We start from the raw sequence: 19,205 nt of genomic DNA, 5'->3' as shown, positions 1-19,205 counted from the left end.
TGCGATGAACTACGTACTATCATCATAATCTTTATTGCAATTTAGCACCATCCATCGGCGGCACTTAGTCCGTCTTTTCATCGAATCCGATGTTGTCAGCCCACACTTTCAGGCATGTGCCAGCGCGCCCTCGCTATCCAGCAAGACACTCAACTGACGGTACTGGTGCTGGTCGAGCATGGCCTGCAGCGGCGCCAGCAACGGCGCCGCCGACGCAGGCAGGGCCGCCAGCAGCTGTGCCACCCTGGCCAGGTTCAATTCGCGCAGCGCCACCAGCAAGGCGGCGCGCTCTTCCCAGGCCAGCAGACGCAAGTCTTGCGCCTGCAGTGCCGGCAGTACTGCCGCCTGCGCTGGCGGGGCCGGCGGTACGGATGGCAGCATCCGTACCTGCGCCGCCTGCGCTGGAATACTGAAACGGAAGGTGGCGCCCTGCCCCGGCGTGGACTCCACCGTCAGTTCGCCCTTCATTAACTGCACGAATTCGCGCGAGATGGCCAGGCCCAGGCCCGTGCCATCCTTCGGTCCCGCGCTATCGGCCTGCACGAAGGGTTCGAAGATGCGCTGCTGGTCTTCCGGGGCGATGCCGATGCCCGTGTCGCTGACTGCGAAAGACAGGCGCCACGTGGCATCGTCGCGCCGCTCGCCGCGCACGCGCAAGGTAACCTTGCCGCTGCCGGCGAACTTGACGGCGTTCGACATCAGGTTCAGCAGCACCTGGCGCAAGCGCGTCGCATCAAGCAGTACCGCAGCCGGCAGGTCCGCGCAATCGAGTTGCAGGACCAAGCCCTGCTGCTCGGCGGGCATGCCCAGCATGTCCATCACTTCCTGCAACAGCGGCGCCAGCGCCACCACGGTCGCCTGCGCCTGCAAGCGCCCCGCCTCGCCCTTCGACAGTTCGAGGATTTCATTGATCAATGTCAATAAATGATTGCCGGAGCGGTGGATGATGGCCAGGTTGCGCTTTTCATCGTCCTGCATGTTGGGCGAGGCGGCCATCAGGCGCGAAAAGCCGATCACGGAATTCAAGGGCGTGCGCAGTTCATGGCTCATGTTCGCCAGGAAGGTGCTCTTGGCGCGGTTCGCCGCCTGCGCTTGGCTGACGGCCACCGACAGGGCGCTCGTGCGCTCGACCACCAGTTCTTCCAGGTGATGGCGGTGGCGCAGCAGTTCCAGTTCGGCCTCGCGGTGCGCGGTGATGTCGTAGTTGGAACCCACCAGGCGCACGGGCCGGCCCCGCCCGTCGCGGAAGATCACGGCATCGGCCTTGATGTAGCGGATGGCGCCATCGGGCCACAGGATGCGATACTCGTGCGTGAACGCATGGCCTGTGCCCAGTACGGCGCGCAAGGCCTCCTTGGCGGCCGGCACATCGTCCGGCACCAGCGCCGCGCGCCAGATCGCCGCCGGCGACATGTTGCCGGCCGCATCGGCCTTGAACTGCGCGTACATCTGTTCATCCCACTGCAATGCGTCGCTGCTGACGTTCCAGTCCCATATGCCGATGCTGGCCGCGCCGGTGGCCATCTGCACGCGCTCCTCGCTGCGTTGCAGGGCGCGGTAACGGCTGTCGAGCAGCGCCACCATGTCGCGGATGGAACGGTACAGGGTGCGCAGCTCGCCCAGGAACCACGCTTTCGGCGGCGTGCCGAAGGCTTCGCCCTGCCCCGCCTTGACGCCGGCCGCATACTGGCCAATCGCCTTCAGGGGCTTGAGCATCAGGCACCACATGAGCAGCCAGATGCTCGCCACCAGGATCACGTCGAGCGCCACGATCATGGCGCCGATGCCCAGCGCGCGCTGCCGCAGCTGCGCGTGCAGCAAGGCCGGCGTCGCATACACGGCGACGCTGCCGATGACTTGTCCACCCATCGTCACGGAGCGCCGCTGCACCAGCCAGCCCGGTTCGGCGGGCAGCGCGGCGAGGCTGTCGATGGCGCCGTCCGCATTGCGGCGCAGGACCAGCGCTTCCTTGCCGATGCCCGGCATCAGGGAGCTGGCCACCAGTTCGCGCTTGCCCAACATGCTGCGCATGATGGCCTGCATCTGCTTTTCATCCAGGTTCCACAAGGGCAGTTCGATGGCCACGGCCAGCTGGTCCGCGCTGACGGCCAGGCTTTGCTGCAGCTGCTGCCAGCGCTGTTCGCGCTCGGATTGGTAAAACAGCACGGCAAACACCAGCAGCAGCACGGTGACGACAAAGGTCAACGTTACGCTGACGGCCAGCACGATGGACACGCCGCCCAGGCGGGCGCCCTTGGGTGCGTAAAAAGTCATGCGTCTTCGCCCTGCGGTTCGCTGGCCATCTGCGCCAGCAAGGCGCACAGTGGCTGGTACTGGTGTTGTTCCAGCATGGCGGCGATATGCGCGGATAGCTGCGGCAGGCCGGTCGCCACGCTGGCCAGCACAATGGCGCTGCGCCGCAAATCGAGGGCTTGCACGGATTCGAGCAGCGCCTGCCGTTCGGCTGCACCCAGCTGGCCCAGCGCCTGCGACAGGTCAAAGGCCGGCGCGGGCACGCGCGGCGACGCGGCGGTGGTGCGCTGGAAGCGCACGCCCAGTTGCTGCTCCAGCATGGCGAACAGGTGTTCCTGTTCGATCGGCTTGCGCAGGAAACCGTCGGCGCCGGCCGCCAGCGCCTCCTGCTTTTCTTCTTCGAAGGCGGAGGCGGTCATGATCACCAGGCGCGGCTGCACCAGCACCGGCTGCGCGCGCAGCCAGCGCGTCAGCGCCAGGCCATCCATGCCTGGCATGCGCCAGTCGCTCAACACCATGTCGTAGCGCTGCGCCGCCAGCATGGCTTGCGCCTGCGCGCCGCCCGCCGCTTGCTGCAACTGGAAGCCCAGTGGCGCCAGCAAGCCGGCCAGCAGCTTGCGGCAGTTGTCGTCATCATCGACCAGCAGCACCATGCGCCCGCGCTGGCCCGGCGGCAGGCGCGCCACGCGGCCTGGCGCCAGCGCCGCGATGGCCGGTTGCTGCAGCACCGGTGCGCGCAAGTCGAAACGGAATACGGAGCCCGCTCCCAGCGTGGAATCGACGCGCAACTCGCCGCCCATCAGGCGCACGAATTCGCGCGAAATGGTCAGCCCCAGTCCGGTGCCGGCCTGCGCCACGGCGCTGTCGGCCTGCACAAACGGTTCAAAGATACGTTCCAGATCCGCTTCCGCGATGCCGCTGCCCGTATCGCGCACGGCAAACGACAGCGCCGTCTGCCCATCTTCTGCCGCCTGGCACGCCAGCGACAAGATCACACTGCCCTGCTCGATGAATTTGAGCGCGTTCGACAACAAATTGAGCAGCACCTGGCGCAGCTTGGCGCCATCGAGGCGCACCAGCGGCGGCACGCCGGAACGTTCGATCTGCAGCGCGATGCCCTGGTCGCTCGAGCGCATGCGCACCATCTCGAGCACCTCGTCGAGCAAACCATTCAAGTCCACGGGTCCCGTTTGCAGCTGCATGCGGCCCGCTTCGATTTTCGACAATTCCAGGATATCGTTGATCAAGGTCAACAAGTGGTGGCCGGCGCGGTTGATGATGGCCAGGTTATGCTTTTCTTCCTCGAACATGCTGCTCGAATCGGCCATCATCTGCGAAAAACCGATCACGGAATTCAATGGCGTGCGCAATTCGTGGCTCATGTTGGCCAGGAAAACGCTTTTCGCGCGATTCGCCGATTCGGCCTCGGTGACGGCCACAGACAGGGCGGCCGTGCGCTGCTGCACCAGTTCTTCCAGGTGGTCCCGGTAGCCGAGCAATTCCCGCTCGCTGTGCTTGCGCTCGGAAATGTCGACGATGCCGCTGCGCACCAGGCGCCGCCCTTCCATGGGCAATTTGACCAGCCGCACCTCGCAGGGAAAAATGCTGCCGTCGGCACGCCGCACATTGCGCTCCACCAGGACAGGCTCGCCCAGCATGGCGCGGCGCAGATGCTCTTCCATCATCAGTCCCAGCGGAAGGCCATCGGGCTGCTTGCCGGTATACAGGTCGAACGGCCCGCGCGCCAGCAGCGCTTCGCGCGACAGGCCCAGCATGCACTGCGCGCTGCTGTTGGCGTCGACGAAGCGATCCAGGTCCAGGTCGTACACCAGGATGGCTTCCGGCGCATGCTCGACCAGGATGCGGAAGCGCTGCTCGCTCTCGCGCGCATCGCTCTCGGCGCGCCGCAGGCGCCGCCGCTGCAGCAGCAAGGCGCTCAGCAAGCCGACCATCACGATAAAGACGCCGCCCACCAGCAGCACGGCAACGCGGTGTTCATGCCACAGTTGCGGTGGCCGGTTGAGGAACAGCGTGTGCGGCGGCAGGCGGCTGATGTCGGCATCCCAGCGCTGCAGCTGTTCCCAGTCGTACATGGGCACCGGGCGAGCGGGCTGCAGCAAGGCGCCCGGCGCCGCGGGCGCCTTGCCCGCCAGCACTGCGAGCGACATTTGCGCCACCTGCTGCGCGGCCTGTTCGATGTGCAGGATGGAGCCACCCAGGATGCCCTTGCCGACCGTCGCGTTGTACATGCCAAAGGTGGGCACATTCGCCAGCCGCGCCAGTTGCACGGAAAACTGCACGGGCGTGGCGATGGCGCCGTCCACGTCGCGGTTGACATTGCCCGCCACCAGCACGGCATCGGAGGGCAGCCGCGCCACGGCCGCGCGCATCTGCTCCAGGGTCAGGTTGTCGAGGTAGCGCATGGCCACCTTGCCCTGCCACGCCAGCGCCGCCTGCTGCATGTTGCGCTTCAAGACCTGGTCGGCCTCGCTGGTGCCGACGGCCATGACGATGGTCTTGGTGTCAGGGAACAGCGCCATGGCTTGCGCCAGTGTGCCGGGAAAATCGACATTCGCCTTTTGCTGCCAGATGGCAGCCGGGCTGCCGGCAGGCAAGGCCATGCCTGAGGTGTTAATCGCCAGCACGGGCACGTCGCGCGCCAGCGGCGCCAGGTCCGACAGCAAAAAATCGAGCGCTGGCTGCTGCATGGCGACGATCAGGTCGGCCTTGCGCCCCATTACCTCAGTGTATCTTAAAAGCAACAAATCGCGCATCTCATTGCGCAGCGCCGGGTCTCCCTGGGTATTCATGTTCAGGTGCTCGACCATGATGTCTTCGCTGGCCAGGCCCGCGGCGGCCATGGCGGCGACATAGGTGCGCGTGTACGATTCCACGCCGGCGCGGCCATAATCGTAAGCGTTGAGGAACAGCACGCGCTGACCCTGGTGCGGCGACGCGGCGGCGGGCGCCGATGCCGGCAAAGCGGCGCAGGGCGCGGCGACACAGAACGCCAGCAGCAATGCGCGGCAGCAACGGCGCACCGCTGCCCTGCCCTGCCCACCGCCCGGCACTTCACGCATCACTCGCCATGCCCATGCTCACTCCCGCCTGTCACCATGTTTCAACCATGCGCTGGCTGGTCAGCCACCGACACTTACAAAAACATGATAACGTCAACTGCAGGGGCAAGTCTATTGCTTAGGACAATCTTTTCACGATGCACCCAATCCCAACGCCAACCATCGTTACGCGGCGGTGCCGCTGATACCGAACAATTCCAGCTTCAGCCCTTTTATACCAGACGGCACATAAATCGCAATCGCCTGGGCCTTGATCATGCTGTCATAAATACTGCCCTTGTTATCGATCGAAAAGTAATACGTATTCGGGCGCACCGGCACTTCAGCAGGAACCTGTGCCATATGGCGCAACTCAGCACCCGGAAGTGCCCGGCTCAGTAATAGTTCGATATTGTCCGGAGACGAAATTTTGAATTGCAACGGCACCGTGGCGACCAGTTCCAGCGCAGGCATATCGGCGTTTACCGCAAGACAGAATTCGGTCTGACGGTCAATCCGCGTGGCATCGAGCAAGCCGTGATAGTGGGTGTTTTGTTGCATGTCATTGTTCAATGCAATCGGGAAGTAACGCGACAGGAGCACAGTATCGATCAGGTCGCGAATGATGCCATCGAGCTTGCCGAAACCGGGAGCAGCGTCATCGTGACGATAAGCCGGCAAGTCGCTCAATGTGTATTTTTTGGAAAATGTCATCAAGCCGCCAGCCAATGCCATCAATTTTTCAAACAAATACACGGGATGGTGGCGCCGGTAACTGGCGCAATGACTGAGCGTGGCGCCCGCCGTGCTCAACGTATTGAGCATCCAGAACGAGGAGACGTCCCCGCCATGAAATTCAACCGTATTTTTACCGGGCTGACGGTGACGGCTGTACAGCGCTTCAATTTTCGCGCCCATACGATCGATCAGCGAATCGAGCATTTTCTGCAGCGAAGACTCGGCGCTGATGGTCAGGCAAGGCGGAATGAAGGAAGTATCGATTTCAAAGCCGCCGTTACCCGCGCGGTACAAGCGGATCACCGGGATGGCAAGGTAATCATTCAGTGGGTCCAGTTGCGACAGCAGGTGCACGCGTTTTTTCAGGTAGGCCACGTCTATGCTGACTGCCTCGCTGTACAAATCCGGGGTCTCGATATCCGCCTGGACATAGCGCGCGCCCGCAGAGCTCAAATTGCCGCCATGTGCCTGCATCCCGGGCAGCGCGGCATAAAAAGTAAAACTATGTTCACTGGAAGGTAGCTTGGACAGGTCTACAGCACTGGGCAGTACATCGCCAAGCGGCGCTTCGAACAGTTCTCCATCCTGAAAGACGAGCGACATGGTGTCCGCCCGCAGGCTATTGTTGGCCAGTGCATCCGCATTCCAGCTGACGCCATGCACGCCCCATAAATGTGGATTAATTAATGAGGCCAGACGCTGCAGGCGCGCTTCATGGTAGCGGTCCAGTTGCTGGAATTGCTGGGGACCGATGGCCAGGCCCTCGGACCACAGTAATTTGGATGGCAATGTCATTGCGTTCTCCATGTTGACCGTTGGAATCTTGCTGCCTTGCCATTCTGATGTTGCCAGCTTGGACGTCCTTGATGTTGCGCAGCAACCCTGTTCAATTATTTGCGCAAACGCAATTTCCCCTTGAGCAAACGCTCGGATACTGGCCATTCCACCGCAAAGACACAGGGAAAGTGAGATGGAGGACTTGCTGCCGTATTTCGAACGCGAGCTGGTGATGCTGCGGCGGCATTGCCGTGAGTTTGCCGAACGTTATCCGAGAATCGCAGGCAAATTGCACATGTCCGGCGAGTCTTGCGAAGATCCGCACGTCGAACACTTGATCGAATCGGTGGCCATGCTGGCGGCACGCATTTCAAAACGGCTTGATGACGACTTTCCGCAATTTACCGAAGCCTTGTTCGAAGCCCTGTTCCCACATTTTCTGCGCCCCTTCCCATCGTGCACCATCGTGCACCAGTCCGCCCCGGCAGCCGGAGCGGGCGTATTGCACCTGCCGGCCGGCAGTGAAATGGACGCAACGCCTGTGCGCGGCGTGCGCTGCCGCTTCAAGACGGCCTACGACATGACGACAGGAGCATCGATACTGGAAAGCGCAGGTTTCGATGCGAAGATCAAGGCACCGCCTGGCGTACGCCTGCCAGCATCGGCCAGCTCCTCGCTGAACATCGGCATCCGGCATCTCGATGCGGCGCCCGCATCCCTGCGCGTGTTCATTGATGGTGAAGCTTCTTTTTCCGCCGCATTGCGCGATGCCTTGTTCATGCATACAGTCTGCGCTTTTGTGTCAATCGACGCGGCACAATGGATGGCATTGCCCGCCGTACCTTTGACGCCCGTCGGCTTCGCCGACACGGATGCCTTGATACCTTTCGGTGCCCGCTCGCAGCCGGCCTACCGCATCTTGAGCGAGTATTTTGCATACCCGGAAAAATTCAATTTCTTTGACATTGATATCGCGGCGCTGGGTGCGGCCCTGCCACCTGGTTGCCAGCGCTTTGGCCTGCATCTGTGCATGGCCGGCTTGCGGCCCGATTCCGCTTCGGCACGCATGTTGTCCAGTATTTCCAGTGCAAACTTGAAACTGGGCTGCAGTCCCGCTGTCAATCTCTTCCGCCAGGAAAGCGTGCCGATTGCCGTCACCCGGCAGAAAACCGACTATTCCGTGCTGGCACATGCTACCCATGCCCATGGTTACGAAGTCATCACTGTCGATGCTGTGCGTTTGTTGCGCCAACGGGGAGGCGAAAGCACGCTGACCGAATTTCGCCCGCTGTACAGCCTGCGCCATGGAGAGGGTGCGGCGCAACAAGGCCATTACTGGATCATGCGGCACGACATGGCTTTGGCCATCAGAAGTCCTGGCCATGAAAAGAAAATCACATTGGTCGATAGCGACTTCAATCCCCTGATCCATGAAAAGGCAAGCCTGTCGCTGTCGCTGACATGCAGTAACCGAGATCTTCCCCTTGCACTCAAATACGGCCAGCCGCAAGGAGACTTGCAGCCGTGTGACGGCGGACCTGCGCTGCACATGCTGCGACGTCCCAGCCAGCCACGGCGTTTTTCACCGGGCGCGGGCCTCCACTGGCGCCTGATTTCGCATCTGGCGCTGAATCATCATGCACTGGTCCAGGAAGGCATGCCGGCGCTGCGTGAAATGCTGACGCTGTACGACTTATCCCAATCGGCCACCTCGCAACGCCAGATCAGCGGCATCGTCGCGTTGGCGCACTCGCCGACCACGACGTGGCTGCGACACAAGCGCGGCACCTCTTTGGCGCATGGCGTGGAAGTGCGCATCACGCTTGACGAGGAAGCGTTCGTCGGCAGCGGCATGCACCTGTTTGTGCAGGTGATCGATCACTTCCTTGGGCTGTATGTGCAAATCAACAGTTTCATCGAACTGGTGGTGCTCTCACTGCAAAGCGGAGAGGAGCTGATCCGATGCAAACCAAGAAGCGGACTGCAGAATCTGGTGTAGTCCGACACTTGCTAGCCGAGCCGTACCGTTACCAGTTCGTGCAGGCGGTACGTATTCTGCTGTGCTGGCTACGTAGTCAGCATGTGTCACAGGCGCAAGCCTTCAGCCAGGTGTTGCGCTTCAAGAACAGCATGTCCTTGAATTTCCCCGCCAGTGAAATTGAGCACCTCTCGCTCGACGACAATGAACAACTGATATTGATACCGACGTTCATGCGTTTTCTGGGCGTCGGCGGCACCTTGCCCTTGCACCACTCAGAACGCATTGCCGCCTACCGCATGTCGAGCAAAGACGCTGGCGTCTCGGCCTTCCTCGATATCTTTTCGCACCGCATGGTCGTGCTGTATTACCAGGCGTGGGAAAAGTATCGATTGGAATCCACGCTCCAGACCCAGGCAAACGATGCCCAATTGCCCTTGTTGCTGGCACTGGCCGGCGTGCGGCGCACTGCGCTGCCGTCGAGCGCCGAACCTGAAGCCGTGACACAGGACGTCGCGGCCTGGTACGCGGGTCAGCTGCGCTGCCGCCCCGTCTCCGCGCAAGCGATTGGCCCCGTACTGGCCGAGTACTGCGGTGTGCCAGTCGTCCTGCAACAATTTGTCGGTGGCTGGGACTATCTGGGAAAAAATCGGCGCAGCCTGCTGAGCAGTGCCAACTTTACCCTGGCGCGCGGCGCAACCGTTGGCCTGCGGCTTTGGCGCCAGGACATGCGCGTATGCCTGCATATCGGCCCGCTGGATCCCGCCGGCCTGCAACGTTTCCTGCCGCGCAGCGCAGGTGCGGCGGCACTGGCAAAGATGCTCGCGCTGTTCGGCGTACCAGACTTGCAGTATGAAGTTCGGCTGATATTGAGTCCGCCATGCATTACGCCCCTTCTCCTGAGCTCCCAACCTTCAGAAAGGCGGCGCCTTGGCTGGACGACGTTCTTGCAGACCGCACAAGGCAAGGCAGGCGGCGCGGAAGTGCGTTACTTGCTGCAACTGACTTGAGCAGTCATCCCTGGAAAGCGAGGCAAACATGAAACATGCGGGACGCGGCGTCATCCGGCTAGGAGACGCAACTGATCACGGCGGGAAGGTCACCAGCGCATCGTCTGGCAGCACCGTGATGGGGAAGACGGCGGCGCTGGCAGATGACACGACCTTCTGCCCAAAGTGCAAAGGCAGCTTTCCGATCACGCCGGATGGCGCTGGCGCAAAACACATGGGCAAGGCGTACGCCTATGACGGCGATGCCACCGCCTGTGGCGCCCACCTGATCACATCCCTATAACGGAGGCAGGCCATGCATGCAAGCATCCAGGCGGCACTGTCGGCCTTCGACCTCGCCGCGCAAGAGCGGCGCCTGCTGAAGATCGACTTCCCCCATGAAGATGGACCGGGCGGCACCATCCTGCTGGTCAATTCGCTGACCGCTAGGGAAGAGGTATCGCGCGACTTCCGTTTCGAGGCCGAATTGCTGTCCGATGACGCGCACATCGCGCTCAAGGCCATGATGGGCCGCATGGTAACCATTTCCATGGTGCGCGACGATGGCACGCTGCGCCACTTTAACGGCTATGTGGGCGAGTTTTGCCTGCTGCGCGCCGATGGCGGCTTTGCCTGGTACCGCATGGTGCTGAAACCCTGGCTGGCCTTCGCCCGGCTGCGTCAGGACAATGTGTCCTTTCATGGCCAAAGCGTGATGCAGCTGACCGAAACAACATTTGCGCACTACGGGCAGCGCGACTGGAAAACCAGCATTCAGGGCGACGATCCACAGCTCACCTGCGCCAATCAGCACAATGAAACCGACTACAACCACCTGCACCGGCGCTGGGAAGCGCTGGGCTGGCATTACTGGTACGAGCACCGCGCCGACGGCCATACGCTTTGGCTCGCAGACAACAGCACCCTGGCGGACATGATCGCCACGCTATCGGGCGACGGCGCGATGCGCTTCCACTGCGAATCGGGTTCCATGGAAGACGATGGTCTACGACAGTGGCAAGCCGTGCGCCGGATCGGCTCCGGGCAGCTGACCTTGGCCAGTTTCGACTATAAAAATCCGCAGCCACGGCTTGCCAGCGGCTACTCCCTGAACTGCCAGGGTGATGTATTTGCCCACGAACTGTACGAAAACACGGGCGCCTATGGCTATAAGAATGTCGATGATGGGGAATCGCTGGCACAACGCCGCATGGAGGAAAGCGACCATCTGCGCCAGTATTTCGAGGCGGCCGGCAATCACCGTGGCGCACAGTCTGGCCTTTGTTTCCGGCTCGATGGACATTTCAGCGCCGAGGAAAAACGCTACCAGCCTGGCCAGGAGCGCCCTGACAGTATTGCCGAACGCGAATACCTGATCCTGTCAGTGCTGCATAGCGCCAGCAATAATTATCAGGTTGGCCCGAACGCCCCCTCCCACTATGTCAACAATATGATGTGCGTGCGCCGGGACATCCGCTGGCGGCCGGGCCGTGGCTACAACAGCACGCCATGCATCGTTGCCGGCGTGCAGACGGCGCTGGTGGTCGGGCCGGCCGGAGAAGAAATCCATACCGATGCCCTGGGACGCATCCGCCTGCAATTTCACTGGGACCGCCTGGGTACATTCGATGAGCGCAGCTCGCCATGGATACGCGTCATGATGCCGATGGCGGGCCCGCAAATGGGGCAAATCGCCTTGCCGCGCGTGGGTCAGGAAGTCGTCGTGCAATTCCAGGACGGCAATATCGACCATCCCATCGTCATCGGCGTGGTCTACAACAGCGCCAATCCGCCTCCTTGGCAATTGCCACAGCAACGCGCCCTGTCCGGCTTGCGCAGCCGCGAACTGGGCGCCCGCAGCGCCAACCATCTCGTGCTCGACGACACCAAGGGCGCGATCCAGGCACAGCTGCGCAGTGCGCACCAGGATAGCCGGCTTTCATTGGGCAATATCACCCGCATCGACGACAATGCTGGTCGCAAGGAAGCGCGCGGCGTTGGCTTTGAATTGGCCAGCAACGCCTGGGGTGCACTGCGCGCAGCCAAAGGCATGCTGATCACCACCGAAACATCAACAGGAACGGAATCAGTCAAACAGCTCGACGAAACACAAGCCCGCCTGGCGCAGGCACGCCAACTGCAAGAGGGACTGGCCGGCATGGCCGTTGACGCGGGTGCGCAAGACAGCGCCGCACAACAGGGCGCCGTCGCCGTATCCATCCAGCGGCAAAACGCCGCCATCAAAGGTGCCGGCGACGATTTCCCTGAGCTGTCCGAACCACATCTGCTGCTGGCCAGCCCGGCCGGCATCGAACTGAGCACGGCCCAGTCCATCCACCTGGCCGCCAGCGAGCATGTGGCGCTCACCAGCAGCAAGCATATTTCACTCGCCAGCGGCGACAGCATGTTTGCCAGCATCGCCAAAACCTTCAGCCTGTTCGTGCACAAGGCCGGTATGAAACTGATCGCCGCCAGCGGCAAGGTATCCATCCAGGCGCACAGCGACGAGGTCGAAATCCTCGCCCAAAAAGTGCTGTCGCTGATCAGCGAAGCAGACTGGGTCAACATCAAGGGCAAGAAAGGCATACGCCTGCACGGCGCCAAGCACATGCTGGAAATCAGCGACAAGGTGCAGTTCTTCACCTCATCCCCCGTGCTCTTCAACGGCAACCTGGAAACCTTGGCGCCGAAGAGCGTGTCGCAGGAATTTAATGAACGGCCAGTAGCGCGTTTTGATCAGGCCGTTCGACTGCTGCAAGTCGATGGCACACCCGCTCCCGATATAGCTTTTGAGTTAATACGCGAAGATGGCCACAGAATCAGTGAAAAGAGTAGCAGTGGTGGACTTACCCCAGTACAGAAAGGGGACGGCATGGATAGCTACACAATACGCTACAAAGGAGAACTTCCATGAATGACGATACGGATCTGAATGAACACGGCAATCACCAAGGCGAGTTTCGGCAGAGTGTTGGCGGATGGGCTGAATACACCGTCAATATGACTGAAATAATAGATACGATTCGTCATGACGTAACTATTCCGCCCAGGAAAATAATACCAATCATATTTCTACCGGGTGTTATGGGTAGTAACTTAAGAATGACAAAAAAACGTCAAGATGATCTGAAGCGACCAGATAACAGATCATGGAGGCCTGATGACATGGTAGACAAATCTGGAAATTTGGCGGTTGCAACCGGTAGCGGTCTAGGTGGTTGGTTCAGGAGTGCGTCCCCCAGAGATCGACAATTGGCTTTTGATCCGAATGAAACTGAAGTTGAGTACTATCAATATTCAATTGAAAATGAACGCTTCTTTCCAGGTGGTGATATCACCAAAGGATCCGACGTACGCCACAATAATGTTCCTGACGATTTCCTTGGAGTTCCACCATTGATTTCTGTTAGCACTAAAAAGAATGCACAAGTAGATTCTATTCAGAAACCTGGAGTAATGGGAAGATTTATTCCCCGCGAGGTACGTGAAACGCCAGCACATATTGCACGGTGGCGCGGATGGAGTGAAGTTCTTTTCGCCGGAGCCTATGGAGAAATGCTTCAAAAGACAGAATTTTTCATGAATAATATAACAAGAAAAGGACAAGTTTTACCTCATTGGAAAATTGATCCTTCCGATCAACAAACTGGTAGATATTCATTTGGCCAACAAGCCTACCCACCTATTGCCAAGCTTCTGATAAAATATCCAAAAGAATTTGGCGGTTCTTCCGGAGTACCAATTAACAATTCTGACATGCTAAAGATTGCTCCATGTTGGTATCCGGTTCATGCGTTGGGATACAACTTCCTACAGAGCAATGCCATTTCTTCCACTGTTATTGCCGAACGCATACGCGGCATAGTAAAAGGATATCAGAAATGCGGCTTCAAATGCGGCGAGGTCATTCTCGTCACGCATAGTATGGGAGGTTTGCTCGCCAGATCCTTGATGCACCCTAGATATGGAAATATGCTTAATGACAAGGATATAAAAATACTTGGAATATATCATAACGTGATGCCTACCTTAGGCGCCGCCAGTGCATATAAACGCATGCGTTTCGGTTTTCAGGAAAAGAGTGGCCCATTAAATACTCTCGCAGCCCAAGTTCTTGCCATTGACGGCGAACATGCCACAGCAATTCTCGCAAATACGCCAGCTCCTCTAGAGATGATGCCCGGCATGGCATATGGTCAAGAGTGGCTCAAAGTTGTTGACGCAAGTGATAAGTTGCTTTGGAGTTGGCCACGAGATAAGGAGAGTGCGCTGGAGGGCATTTACCTGCAACCTGCAAATGCTTGGTGGAGGCTAATAAATCCTTCGTGGGTGAACCCGGCAAATATTCCACTTAACAAAGGAGGAGGCATCGACAATGTCATGCAACGATTGAAAGATGCCTCTGCCTTATTAAAGGAAATAGAGAAAATTTTTCATCCAAATACATATGCAAGCTATTGCGCATCAAAAGAGTTCCTAAGCTATGGAGAAATAACGTTCAAAGTCATTGAAGGTTTTGAAATAAAAAAATCAGCCAACCAGGAAAATACAACGCCCCCACCAAATAAATGGAGGCTACTGACTGATGATGCAAAAGGCAACCTTACTATACAGGCGGGAACACGTGTTTTGAAGCTAAAATTACAACCAGCAAATTCCGCTGGCGATGAAACCGTCCCATCGGATCGTTCAGCAAAACACATACCTGGAAAAAAATTTGTCCATGGAGAGAAAGCTGGAACTGGATATGAACATCAAAATAGCTATACTCATCCACATGTTCTAGCATCTATGCTTTATTCAATTGTGCAAATTGCAAAAACAGCCAAATGGGAATGAGTATGCCAAATTATAAAAAAGTCCTTATATTCATCATTTCTATTCTATCGATCCAAACAAAGGCAAATGAGATTGAGCCGCAAAAAATACATGAGGCAAAAGAAATGAACGAAAACAGCATTCAAAGAAGAAAAATAGAAACATTATTCCAGAGGACAAAAAATATATGCTTTGGCAGATACCTGTTAAATCTACCGAACGAAGCAGAATTAATAGTCGGAAATTCGGCAGTGGATTTATTTAAAGGAGGCCCGGATAATTTAAAACGCCAGGCAGAAATTGATTTAAAAAAGATTCAATCCTTGAACATCTCACCTGAAATTATTTACAATGACAATGGTCCAATAGAAAACAGCTGGCAACTTCGATACTACAATAGCAGCTCAGCCAAAGAAGCCAATTTTATAATTTACCGGACGTTAATCAACAAAGGGGATTTCATATTTGCCATAGGCGATGCTGTAGGTAATGGCGACACCGAAAGAGCAACTGCAGAAAGACAGCTCATTCAAGCAAAAAGTCTCCGCTTGCGCGCTACTGAAGAGGTGCCAACCATGCCAGGCATTTGCGTAGAACACGGATTCATGAGCGAAAATCAGTATAAATATCAAGAAATAGACGACGTAGGTATTTATTTACCCAGCTTGCCAGATGTTACTTTCTCCATCAGCTCAAATAAAGATGCATACGGTGACTACCCACCGGCAGAATTTGAGTCAAGATTGCGCGGAGAACTATCGCTACTCCATCGCATACAAGACGCAAAAAAAATTCAAGGCAACAACTACCCCAAGCGCACTCTGCTGCGCGAAGGCAAGCGCACAGTTCAACACTGGAAAGGCGAAGAGTCGCTGATACGACGTACCGATGGCGTACATGATTTTGAATGGGCATTGGTGGGCAAACCGAAAGACATCGCAAATCCGTCTGTGCTGGAAGTCAAGATGTACACCAAAGTCGCCCACAACATGGTCGGTGCCGCCGAAGCAGCGTCGCTGACCGACGAGGAGGCGATAGCCTTGTGGGACAAGCTGCTGTCCGGCCTGAAGTTCCGGGTGAAAGTGCCGGGTGCGCCGCCGGGTTCGTACTATTTCGATCCGGACAAGCCAGCGCAGCGTTGACTGGACAAACATGGCAGGCACTCTTGCTGGCGTGATCCTGGCGATTACGCTAGCATGGCCTTTTGCCCGGAGCTTCCATGCCCATCACCCTGCGCCCTGCCCTGCCCGACGATATAGTTGCCCTGTGGGCCTTGCGCACGGTGGCCGTGCGTGTCAGCTGTGCCACGCATTATGCGCCGGAGCAAATTGCTGTATGGACGGCTTCGCCCGTGCCGCCTGCGTATGCCGCCATGCTCGCTGCGGGCGGCGGCATCGTGGCGATGCAGGATGATGCCATCACCGGCTACGCCATGCTGGACGCAAATAAGCAGGAAGTCGATGCCGTGTTTGTCGACCCCGCGTGCGCGGGCCTGGGCATCGGCAAGCGGCTGCTGGCGGCGCTGGAACTGCTGGCGCGCCAGCGCGGCATAGTCCGCCTGCACCTGTCCGCGTCGCTCAATGCCGTGCCGTTTTACGCTGCCACCGGCTTTGTTGCCTTGCGCGAGGAAGCGTATGCGCATCCCAGCGGCATCAGCCTGGCCAGCGTGGCGATGGAAAAGGCGCTAGCGGCCGCCTGAGCCGTCAATCGCCTGTCGCAGCAGCTTCGGACTCGGCCAGGCAGTGCTGCAGTTTCGCGATCAGGGCGCGCACTTCGTCGTCGCCCAGGTCCAGCGGGTCGCCCTGCGCGCCGACGGCGATCAGGCAGATGGCCGAGCCGTCGTACCAGGCGTCGAGGCGTTCTTCGTGATTATTCATAGTGTCTGGCTTCCTCTCGCAGGTCGGCATGCAGATCGGCAGGAGCCGCGATGCTGGCGCTGCCCTGCGGCACGGGAAACACGGAAGCCCGTTGCTCATTGCCCGCCATGCCAGGCAGCCACTTGGTCAGAAAATCGTCGAGCGCGATGGCGCGCGGCTGGAAATACTCCCAGTCGCCGCTGGCGCACGCTTGCGCGAATGGCGCTTCCGGCCAGAACGGGATGGCGACCTTGCCGTCGACTTGCGCCGTGGCCCAGCCGTCGTGGTACAAGCCCCACACTTCTTGCGTATCGGCCACTTTGCGCACAAAGTAGGCATGGCGTTCGGCGGACGGCAGCCCCGCCACCTGCTTGAATTTTTCAGGATGCACGGTTTTCCCCTACCCCGTCCCATAATCGTAACTCCGGCCCGCACCAGCCCGTCACCATGTCGAGGGTGTCCAGTATCACGTCTTCCAGCGGGCCTTCCTGCGTGGCGGGACGCAGTTCGTGCAGCAAGGCGGCCACTTGCGCGGCCGTCACGCCGCTGGCCTTATAGCGCAGCAAGATGGCGCGCAGCGTGAGCAAACCTGCCCTGGCGTCCAGCGCGGCGAACAAGTCCCGGTCGATATCGGCGATGATGGTTTGCGTGGTGTGCGCCATCTCAATCTGCCTCCCATGCGATGGCGGCCGGCCGCGCGCCGCCTGTCCTGAAAAACGCGACAAAGGCACGCTGGCAGTGTTCCACCTCCACGCACCATGCCTCGGGATACTCGTCCACCTGGCCGTTGGACAGCAGATAGCTGCAGGTGCCCTCTGCCGCCTCGTCACCCAGTGTATGAAAACTCAAGTCGTCCTGCCCCGACAGATACATCAGCCAGGCATTGCCGCCATTGCGCAGCATGCACAGGGCCGGGCCCTGTTCCGCCTCCGTGGCCCTGGTCAGCCACAATTCGCATTGCGCCAGCGCACGCGCTTCCTGCAGTGCCTGTTCCAGCGCCTGCACGCTGTCGAGCACACGCGGCTCGCCATGCAAATTCAATTCCATCATCATGTTTTGCTCCCGCTCAGATCGTTTGTCGCCAGCGCCGTGCTCAGGTACAGCTTGCCGCTCAGGTCTTGCAGCAGGCTGCTCTGGCGCAGGCGGTCCATCACGGGCCCTTTCACCTCGGCCAGGTTCAGGCTGATGCCGCGCTTGATCAGCGCGCCGTTGAGCTCGATCAAGCCCAGCAAGGCCGTGCTGTCGATCTGGTTGACGGCCGACAAGACCAGCACCAGGTGGCGCGCCGTCGGATGGCCACGCAATTCGTCCTCGACGCGCTCCGTGACGGCTTCCACATTGCCGAAGAACAGGCCGGCATCGATACGCAGCAGCAACACGTCCGGCAGGGTCTGGGCCTCGTAGCGCTCCACGTTGCGGAAGTGCTCGCTATTCGGAATACGCCCCAGCACGGCGATGTGCGGACGGCTCGCGCGCCAGATCAGGGTGCCCATCGACAGCAGCACGCCGATCACCACGCCCGCCTCCACGCCCAGCACCAGCACGCCGGCCGTCGTTGCCAGCAGAGCCAGCGCATCGCTGCGGTCGTAGCGCCATGACAATTTCAAGGTGTCCCAGTCCAGCAGGCTGGCCACGGCAAAGATGATGGTGGCCGCCAAGACCGGCAGCGGCAACAGGGCCAGCCAGCCCGTGGGCGCCACCAGCGCCAGCGCCAGCAAGCCCGCAGTGATGATGCTGGCCAGCGGCGTATTCGCGCCCGCCTGGAAATTGACGGCCGAGCGCGAGATGGAACCGGTGACGGGGAAGCCGCCCGACAGCGCGCTGGCCACGTTGGCGGCGCCCAGACCCAGCAGTTCTCGGTTCGTGTGCAGTTTTTCACCGCGCTTTTGCGCCAGCGTCTGGGCGGCGGACATGCTCATCAAAAAGATGATGAAGGCGATCAGCAGCGCCGGCGACAGCAAGGTGCGCCAATGAGCGCTGGAGGTGGCCAGGTTCAGGCCCGGCAAGCCGCTGGGCACGTGGCCCGTCGTCTGCACGCCCATCGCTTCCAGGCCGCCATAGGCGACGAGCGCGATGCCGGCCAGCACCAGCGCCATCGGCGCCAGGCGCGCGCCCACGTCGGCCGCCACCTTGTTCAAGCCGCAACGCTGCATCAGGCGCGACGCGTAGCGCTTGGCCAGCCAAAGGAACAACAGGCCGGACAGCCCCAGCACGAGGCTGGGCGCATGCCAGTGGGGAATGCTGGCGCCCAGCAAGGGCGTGATCTGGCCCCAGATGATCAGGATGGCGGCGCCATTGCTGAACCCGCTAATCACGGGGCGCGACAAAAAGCTGGCCATGAAGCCCAGGCGCAGCACGCCGCACAGCAGCAGGACCAGGCCGCTGATGAAAGCCAGCTGGGCGGCCAGGACGATATATAAGGAGGAGCCGGGGTCGGCCAGCGGCCCCAGGGCGGCGGCCGTCATCAGCGAGACGATGGCCATGGGGCCTACCGATTGCGTCATGCTGCTGCCGAACAAGGCGTACAGCACGGGCGGCAGGATGCTGGCATAGATGCCCACCACGGGCGGCAAACCGGCCACCAGCGCATAGGCCATGCCTTGCGGCACCATCATCATGGCGACAACGATACCGGCAGTGATGTCCCCGGCCAACAGAGGACGCCGGTATTGCCTGAGCCAGAGCAGCATGATGAAATCCCAAAATCTGAAAACCGAAGCCTATCATGCGACGAGGC

The 19,205-nt window shown here is 59.6% G+C and carries 15 protein-coding genes; 7 read left to right on the top strand and 8 right to left on the bottom strand.

What is annotated here, in order from left to right:
- Window positions 1-108: 108 nt before the first annotated feature.
- From ACQ4WZ_RS05370 to tssK, 3 genes are all read right to left on the bottom strand, one after another.
- Window positions 109-2,274 carry a sensor histidine kinase gene (locus tag ACQ4WZ_RS05370; RefSeq protein WP_436572749.1) on the bottom strand — a complete coding sequence of 722 codons (2,166 nt, stop codon included), beginning with the start codon at window positions 2,272-2,274 and terminating at the stop codon, window positions 109-111.
- Window positions 2,271-5,333 carry a sensor histidine kinase gene (locus tag ACQ4WZ_RS05365; RefSeq protein WP_436572748.1) on the bottom strand — a complete coding sequence of 1,021 codons (3,063 nt, stop codon included), beginning with the start codon at window positions 5,331-5,333 and terminating at the stop codon, window positions 2,271-2,273. The genes ACQ4WZ_RS05370 and ACQ4WZ_RS05365 overlap by 4 nt, the downstream gene beginning before the upstream one ends.
- Window positions 5,334-5,498: 165 nt before the next feature.
- Window positions 5,499-6,845 (bottom strand): type VI secretion system baseplate subunit TssK, encoded by a 1,347-nt coding sequence (gene tssK, locus ACQ4WZ_RS05360; RefSeq protein ID WP_133990481.1) that lies wholly within the window; start codon window positions 6,843-6,845, stop codon window positions 5,499-5,501.
- A gap of 175 nt (window positions 6,846-7,020) precedes the next feature.
- Between tssK and tssF the strand changes: the two genes are divergently transcribed.
- From tssF to ACQ4WZ_RS05325, 7 genes are all read left to right on the top strand, one after another.
- A complete protein-coding gene (gene tssF, locus ACQ4WZ_RS05355) occupies window positions 7,021-8,826 on the top strand; it encodes a type VI secretion system baseplate subunit TssF (protein ID WP_436572747.1) in 1,806 nt (601 codons plus the stop codon).
- On the top strand, window positions 8,790-9,815 hold the full coding sequence (gene tssG, locus ACQ4WZ_RS05350; RefSeq protein ID WP_133990477.1) for a type VI secretion system baseplate subunit TssG: 1,026 nt from the start codon (window positions 8,790-8,792) through the stop codon (window positions 9,813-9,815). The genes tssF and tssG overlap by 37 nt, the downstream gene beginning before the upstream one ends.
- Window positions 9,816-9,843: 28 nt before the next feature.
- Window positions 9,844-10,098, top strand: coding sequence for a PAAR domain-containing protein (locus ACQ4WZ_RS05345; protein WP_101481840.1), 255 nt, complete (start codon window positions 9,844-9,846; stop codon window positions 10,096-10,098).
- Window positions 10,099-10,110: 12 nt separating this feature from the next.
- Complete coding sequence (locus ACQ4WZ_RS05340) at window positions 10,111-12,708, top strand: type VI secretion system Vgr family protein (protein WP_436572746.1); 2,598 nt, start codon at window positions 10,111-10,113, stop codon at window positions 12,706-12,708.
- Window positions 12,705-14,633 carry an esterase/lipase family protein gene (locus ACQ4WZ_RS05335; RefSeq protein ID WP_436572745.1) on the top strand — a complete coding sequence of 643 codons (1,929 nt, stop codon included), beginning with the start codon at window positions 12,705-12,707 and terminating at the stop codon, window positions 14,631-14,633. Before ACQ4WZ_RS05340 ends, ACQ4WZ_RS05335 begins: the two co-directional genes overlap by 4 nt.
- 2 nt (window positions 14,634-14,635) lie before the next feature.
- Complete coding sequence (locus tag ACQ4WZ_RS05330; protein WP_243858016.1) at window positions 14,636-15,754, top strand: T6SS immunity protein Tli4 family protein; 1,119 nt, start codon at window positions 14,636-14,638, stop codon at window positions 15,752-15,754.
- Window positions 15,755-15,831: 77 nt separating this feature from the next.
- A complete protein-coding gene (locus ACQ4WZ_RS05325; protein ID WP_436572744.1) occupies window positions 15,832-16,311 on the top strand; it encodes a GNAT family N-acetyltransferase in 480 nt (159 codons plus the stop codon).
- A gap of 4 nt (window positions 16,312-16,315) precedes the next feature.
- On the opposite strand, the gene ACQ4WZ_RS05320 is transcribed toward ACQ4WZ_RS05325, so the two are convergent.
- Genes ACQ4WZ_RS05320 through ACQ4WZ_RS05300 form a run of 5 tightly spaced genes read right to left on the bottom strand, consistent with a single transcriptional unit; the run spans window position 16,316 to window position 19,158 of the window.
- Window positions 16,316-16,489, bottom strand: a complete 174-nt coding sequence (locus tag ACQ4WZ_RS05320) for a hypothetical protein (protein WP_436572743.1) — start codon at window positions 16,487-16,489, stop codon at window positions 16,316-16,318.
- Complete coding sequence (locus ACQ4WZ_RS05315) at window positions 16,482-16,859, bottom strand: DUF2750 domain-containing protein (protein WP_436572742.1); 378 nt, start codon at window positions 16,857-16,859, stop codon at window positions 16,482-16,484. The genes ACQ4WZ_RS05320 and ACQ4WZ_RS05315 overlap by 8 nt, the downstream gene beginning before the upstream one ends.
- Window positions 16,849-17,130, bottom strand: a complete 282-nt coding sequence (locus tag ACQ4WZ_RS05310) for a hypothetical protein (protein ID WP_436572741.1) — start codon at window positions 17,128-17,130, stop codon at window positions 16,849-16,851. The genes ACQ4WZ_RS05315 and ACQ4WZ_RS05310 overlap by 11 nt, the downstream gene beginning before the upstream one ends.
- Window position 17,131: 1 nt before the next feature.
- Window positions 17,132-17,521, bottom strand: coding sequence for an Imm1 family immunity protein (locus tag ACQ4WZ_RS05305; RefSeq protein ID WP_436572740.1), 390 nt, complete (start codon window positions 17,519-17,521; stop codon window positions 17,132-17,134).
- Window positions 17,518-19,158 carry a SulP family inorganic anion transporter gene (locus tag ACQ4WZ_RS05300; RefSeq protein WP_436572739.1) on the bottom strand — a complete coding sequence of 547 codons (1,641 nt, stop codon included), beginning with the start codon at window positions 19,156-19,158 and terminating at the stop codon, window positions 17,518-17,520. Before ACQ4WZ_RS05300 ends, ACQ4WZ_RS05305 begins: the two co-directional genes overlap by 4 nt.
- Window positions 19,159-19,205 lie beyond the last annotated feature (47 nt).

Source organism: Janthinobacterium darwini, assembly GCF_051380905.1.
GTDB lineage: Bacteria > Pseudomonadota > Gammaproteobacteria > Burkholderiales > Burkholderiaceae_D > Janthinobacterium.
This window is presented reverse-complemented; position numbering and strand designations above follow the sequence as displayed.

Coding starts and splice junctions, on each gene's coding strand:
- tssF (WP_436572747.1), top strand. CDS start 7,021: ATGGAGGACTTGCTGCCGTATTTCGAACGCGAGCTGGTGATGCTGCGG.
- tssK (WP_133990481.1), bottom strand. CDS start 6,845: ATGACATTGCCATCCAAATTACTGTGGTCCGAGGGCCTGGCCATCGGT.
- ACQ4WZ_RS05370 (WP_436572749.1), bottom strand. CDS start 2,274: ATGACTTTTTACGCACCCAAGGGCGCCCGCCTGGGCGGCGTGTCCATC.
- ACQ4WZ_RS05365 (WP_436572748.1), bottom strand. CDS start 5,333: ATGCGTGAAGTGCCGGGCGGTGGGCAGGGCAGGGCAGCGGTGCGCCGT.
- ACQ4WZ_RS05300 (WP_436572739.1), bottom strand. CDS start 19,158: ATGCTGCTCTGGCTCAGGCAATACCGGCGTCCTCTGTTGGCCGGGGAC.
- ACQ4WZ_RS05320 (WP_436572743.1), bottom strand. CDS start 16,489: ATGAATAATCACGAAGAACGCCTCGACGCCTGGTACGACGGCTCGGCC.
- ACQ4WZ_RS05305 (WP_436572740.1), bottom strand. CDS start 17,521: ATGATGATGGAATTGAATTTGCATGGCGAGCCGCGTGTGCTCGACAGC.
- ACQ4WZ_RS05325 (WP_436572744.1), top strand. CDS start 15,832: ATGCCCATCACCCTGCGCCCTGCCCTGCCCGACGATATAGTTGCCCTG.
- tssG (WP_133990477.1), top strand. CDS start 8,790: ATGCAAACCAAGAAGCGGACTGCAGAATCTGGTGTAGTCCGACACTTG.
- ACQ4WZ_RS05335 (WP_436572745.1), top strand. CDS start 12,705: ATGAATGACGATACGGATCTGAATGAACACGGCAATCACCAAGGCGAG.
- ACQ4WZ_RS05340 (WP_436572746.1), top strand. CDS start 10,111: ATGCATGCAAGCATCCAGGCGGCACTGTCGGCCTTCGACCTCGCCGCG.
- ACQ4WZ_RS05345 (WP_101481840.1), top strand. CDS start 9,844: ATGAAACATGCGGGACGCGGCGTCATCCGGCTAGGAGACGCAACTGAT.
- ACQ4WZ_RS05310 (WP_436572741.1), bottom strand. CDS start 17,130: ATGGCGCACACCACGCAAACCATCATCGCCGATATCGACCGGGACTTG.
- ACQ4WZ_RS05330 (WP_243858016.1), top strand. CDS start 14,636: ATGCCAAATTATAAAAAAGTCCTTATATTCATCATTTCTATTCTATCG.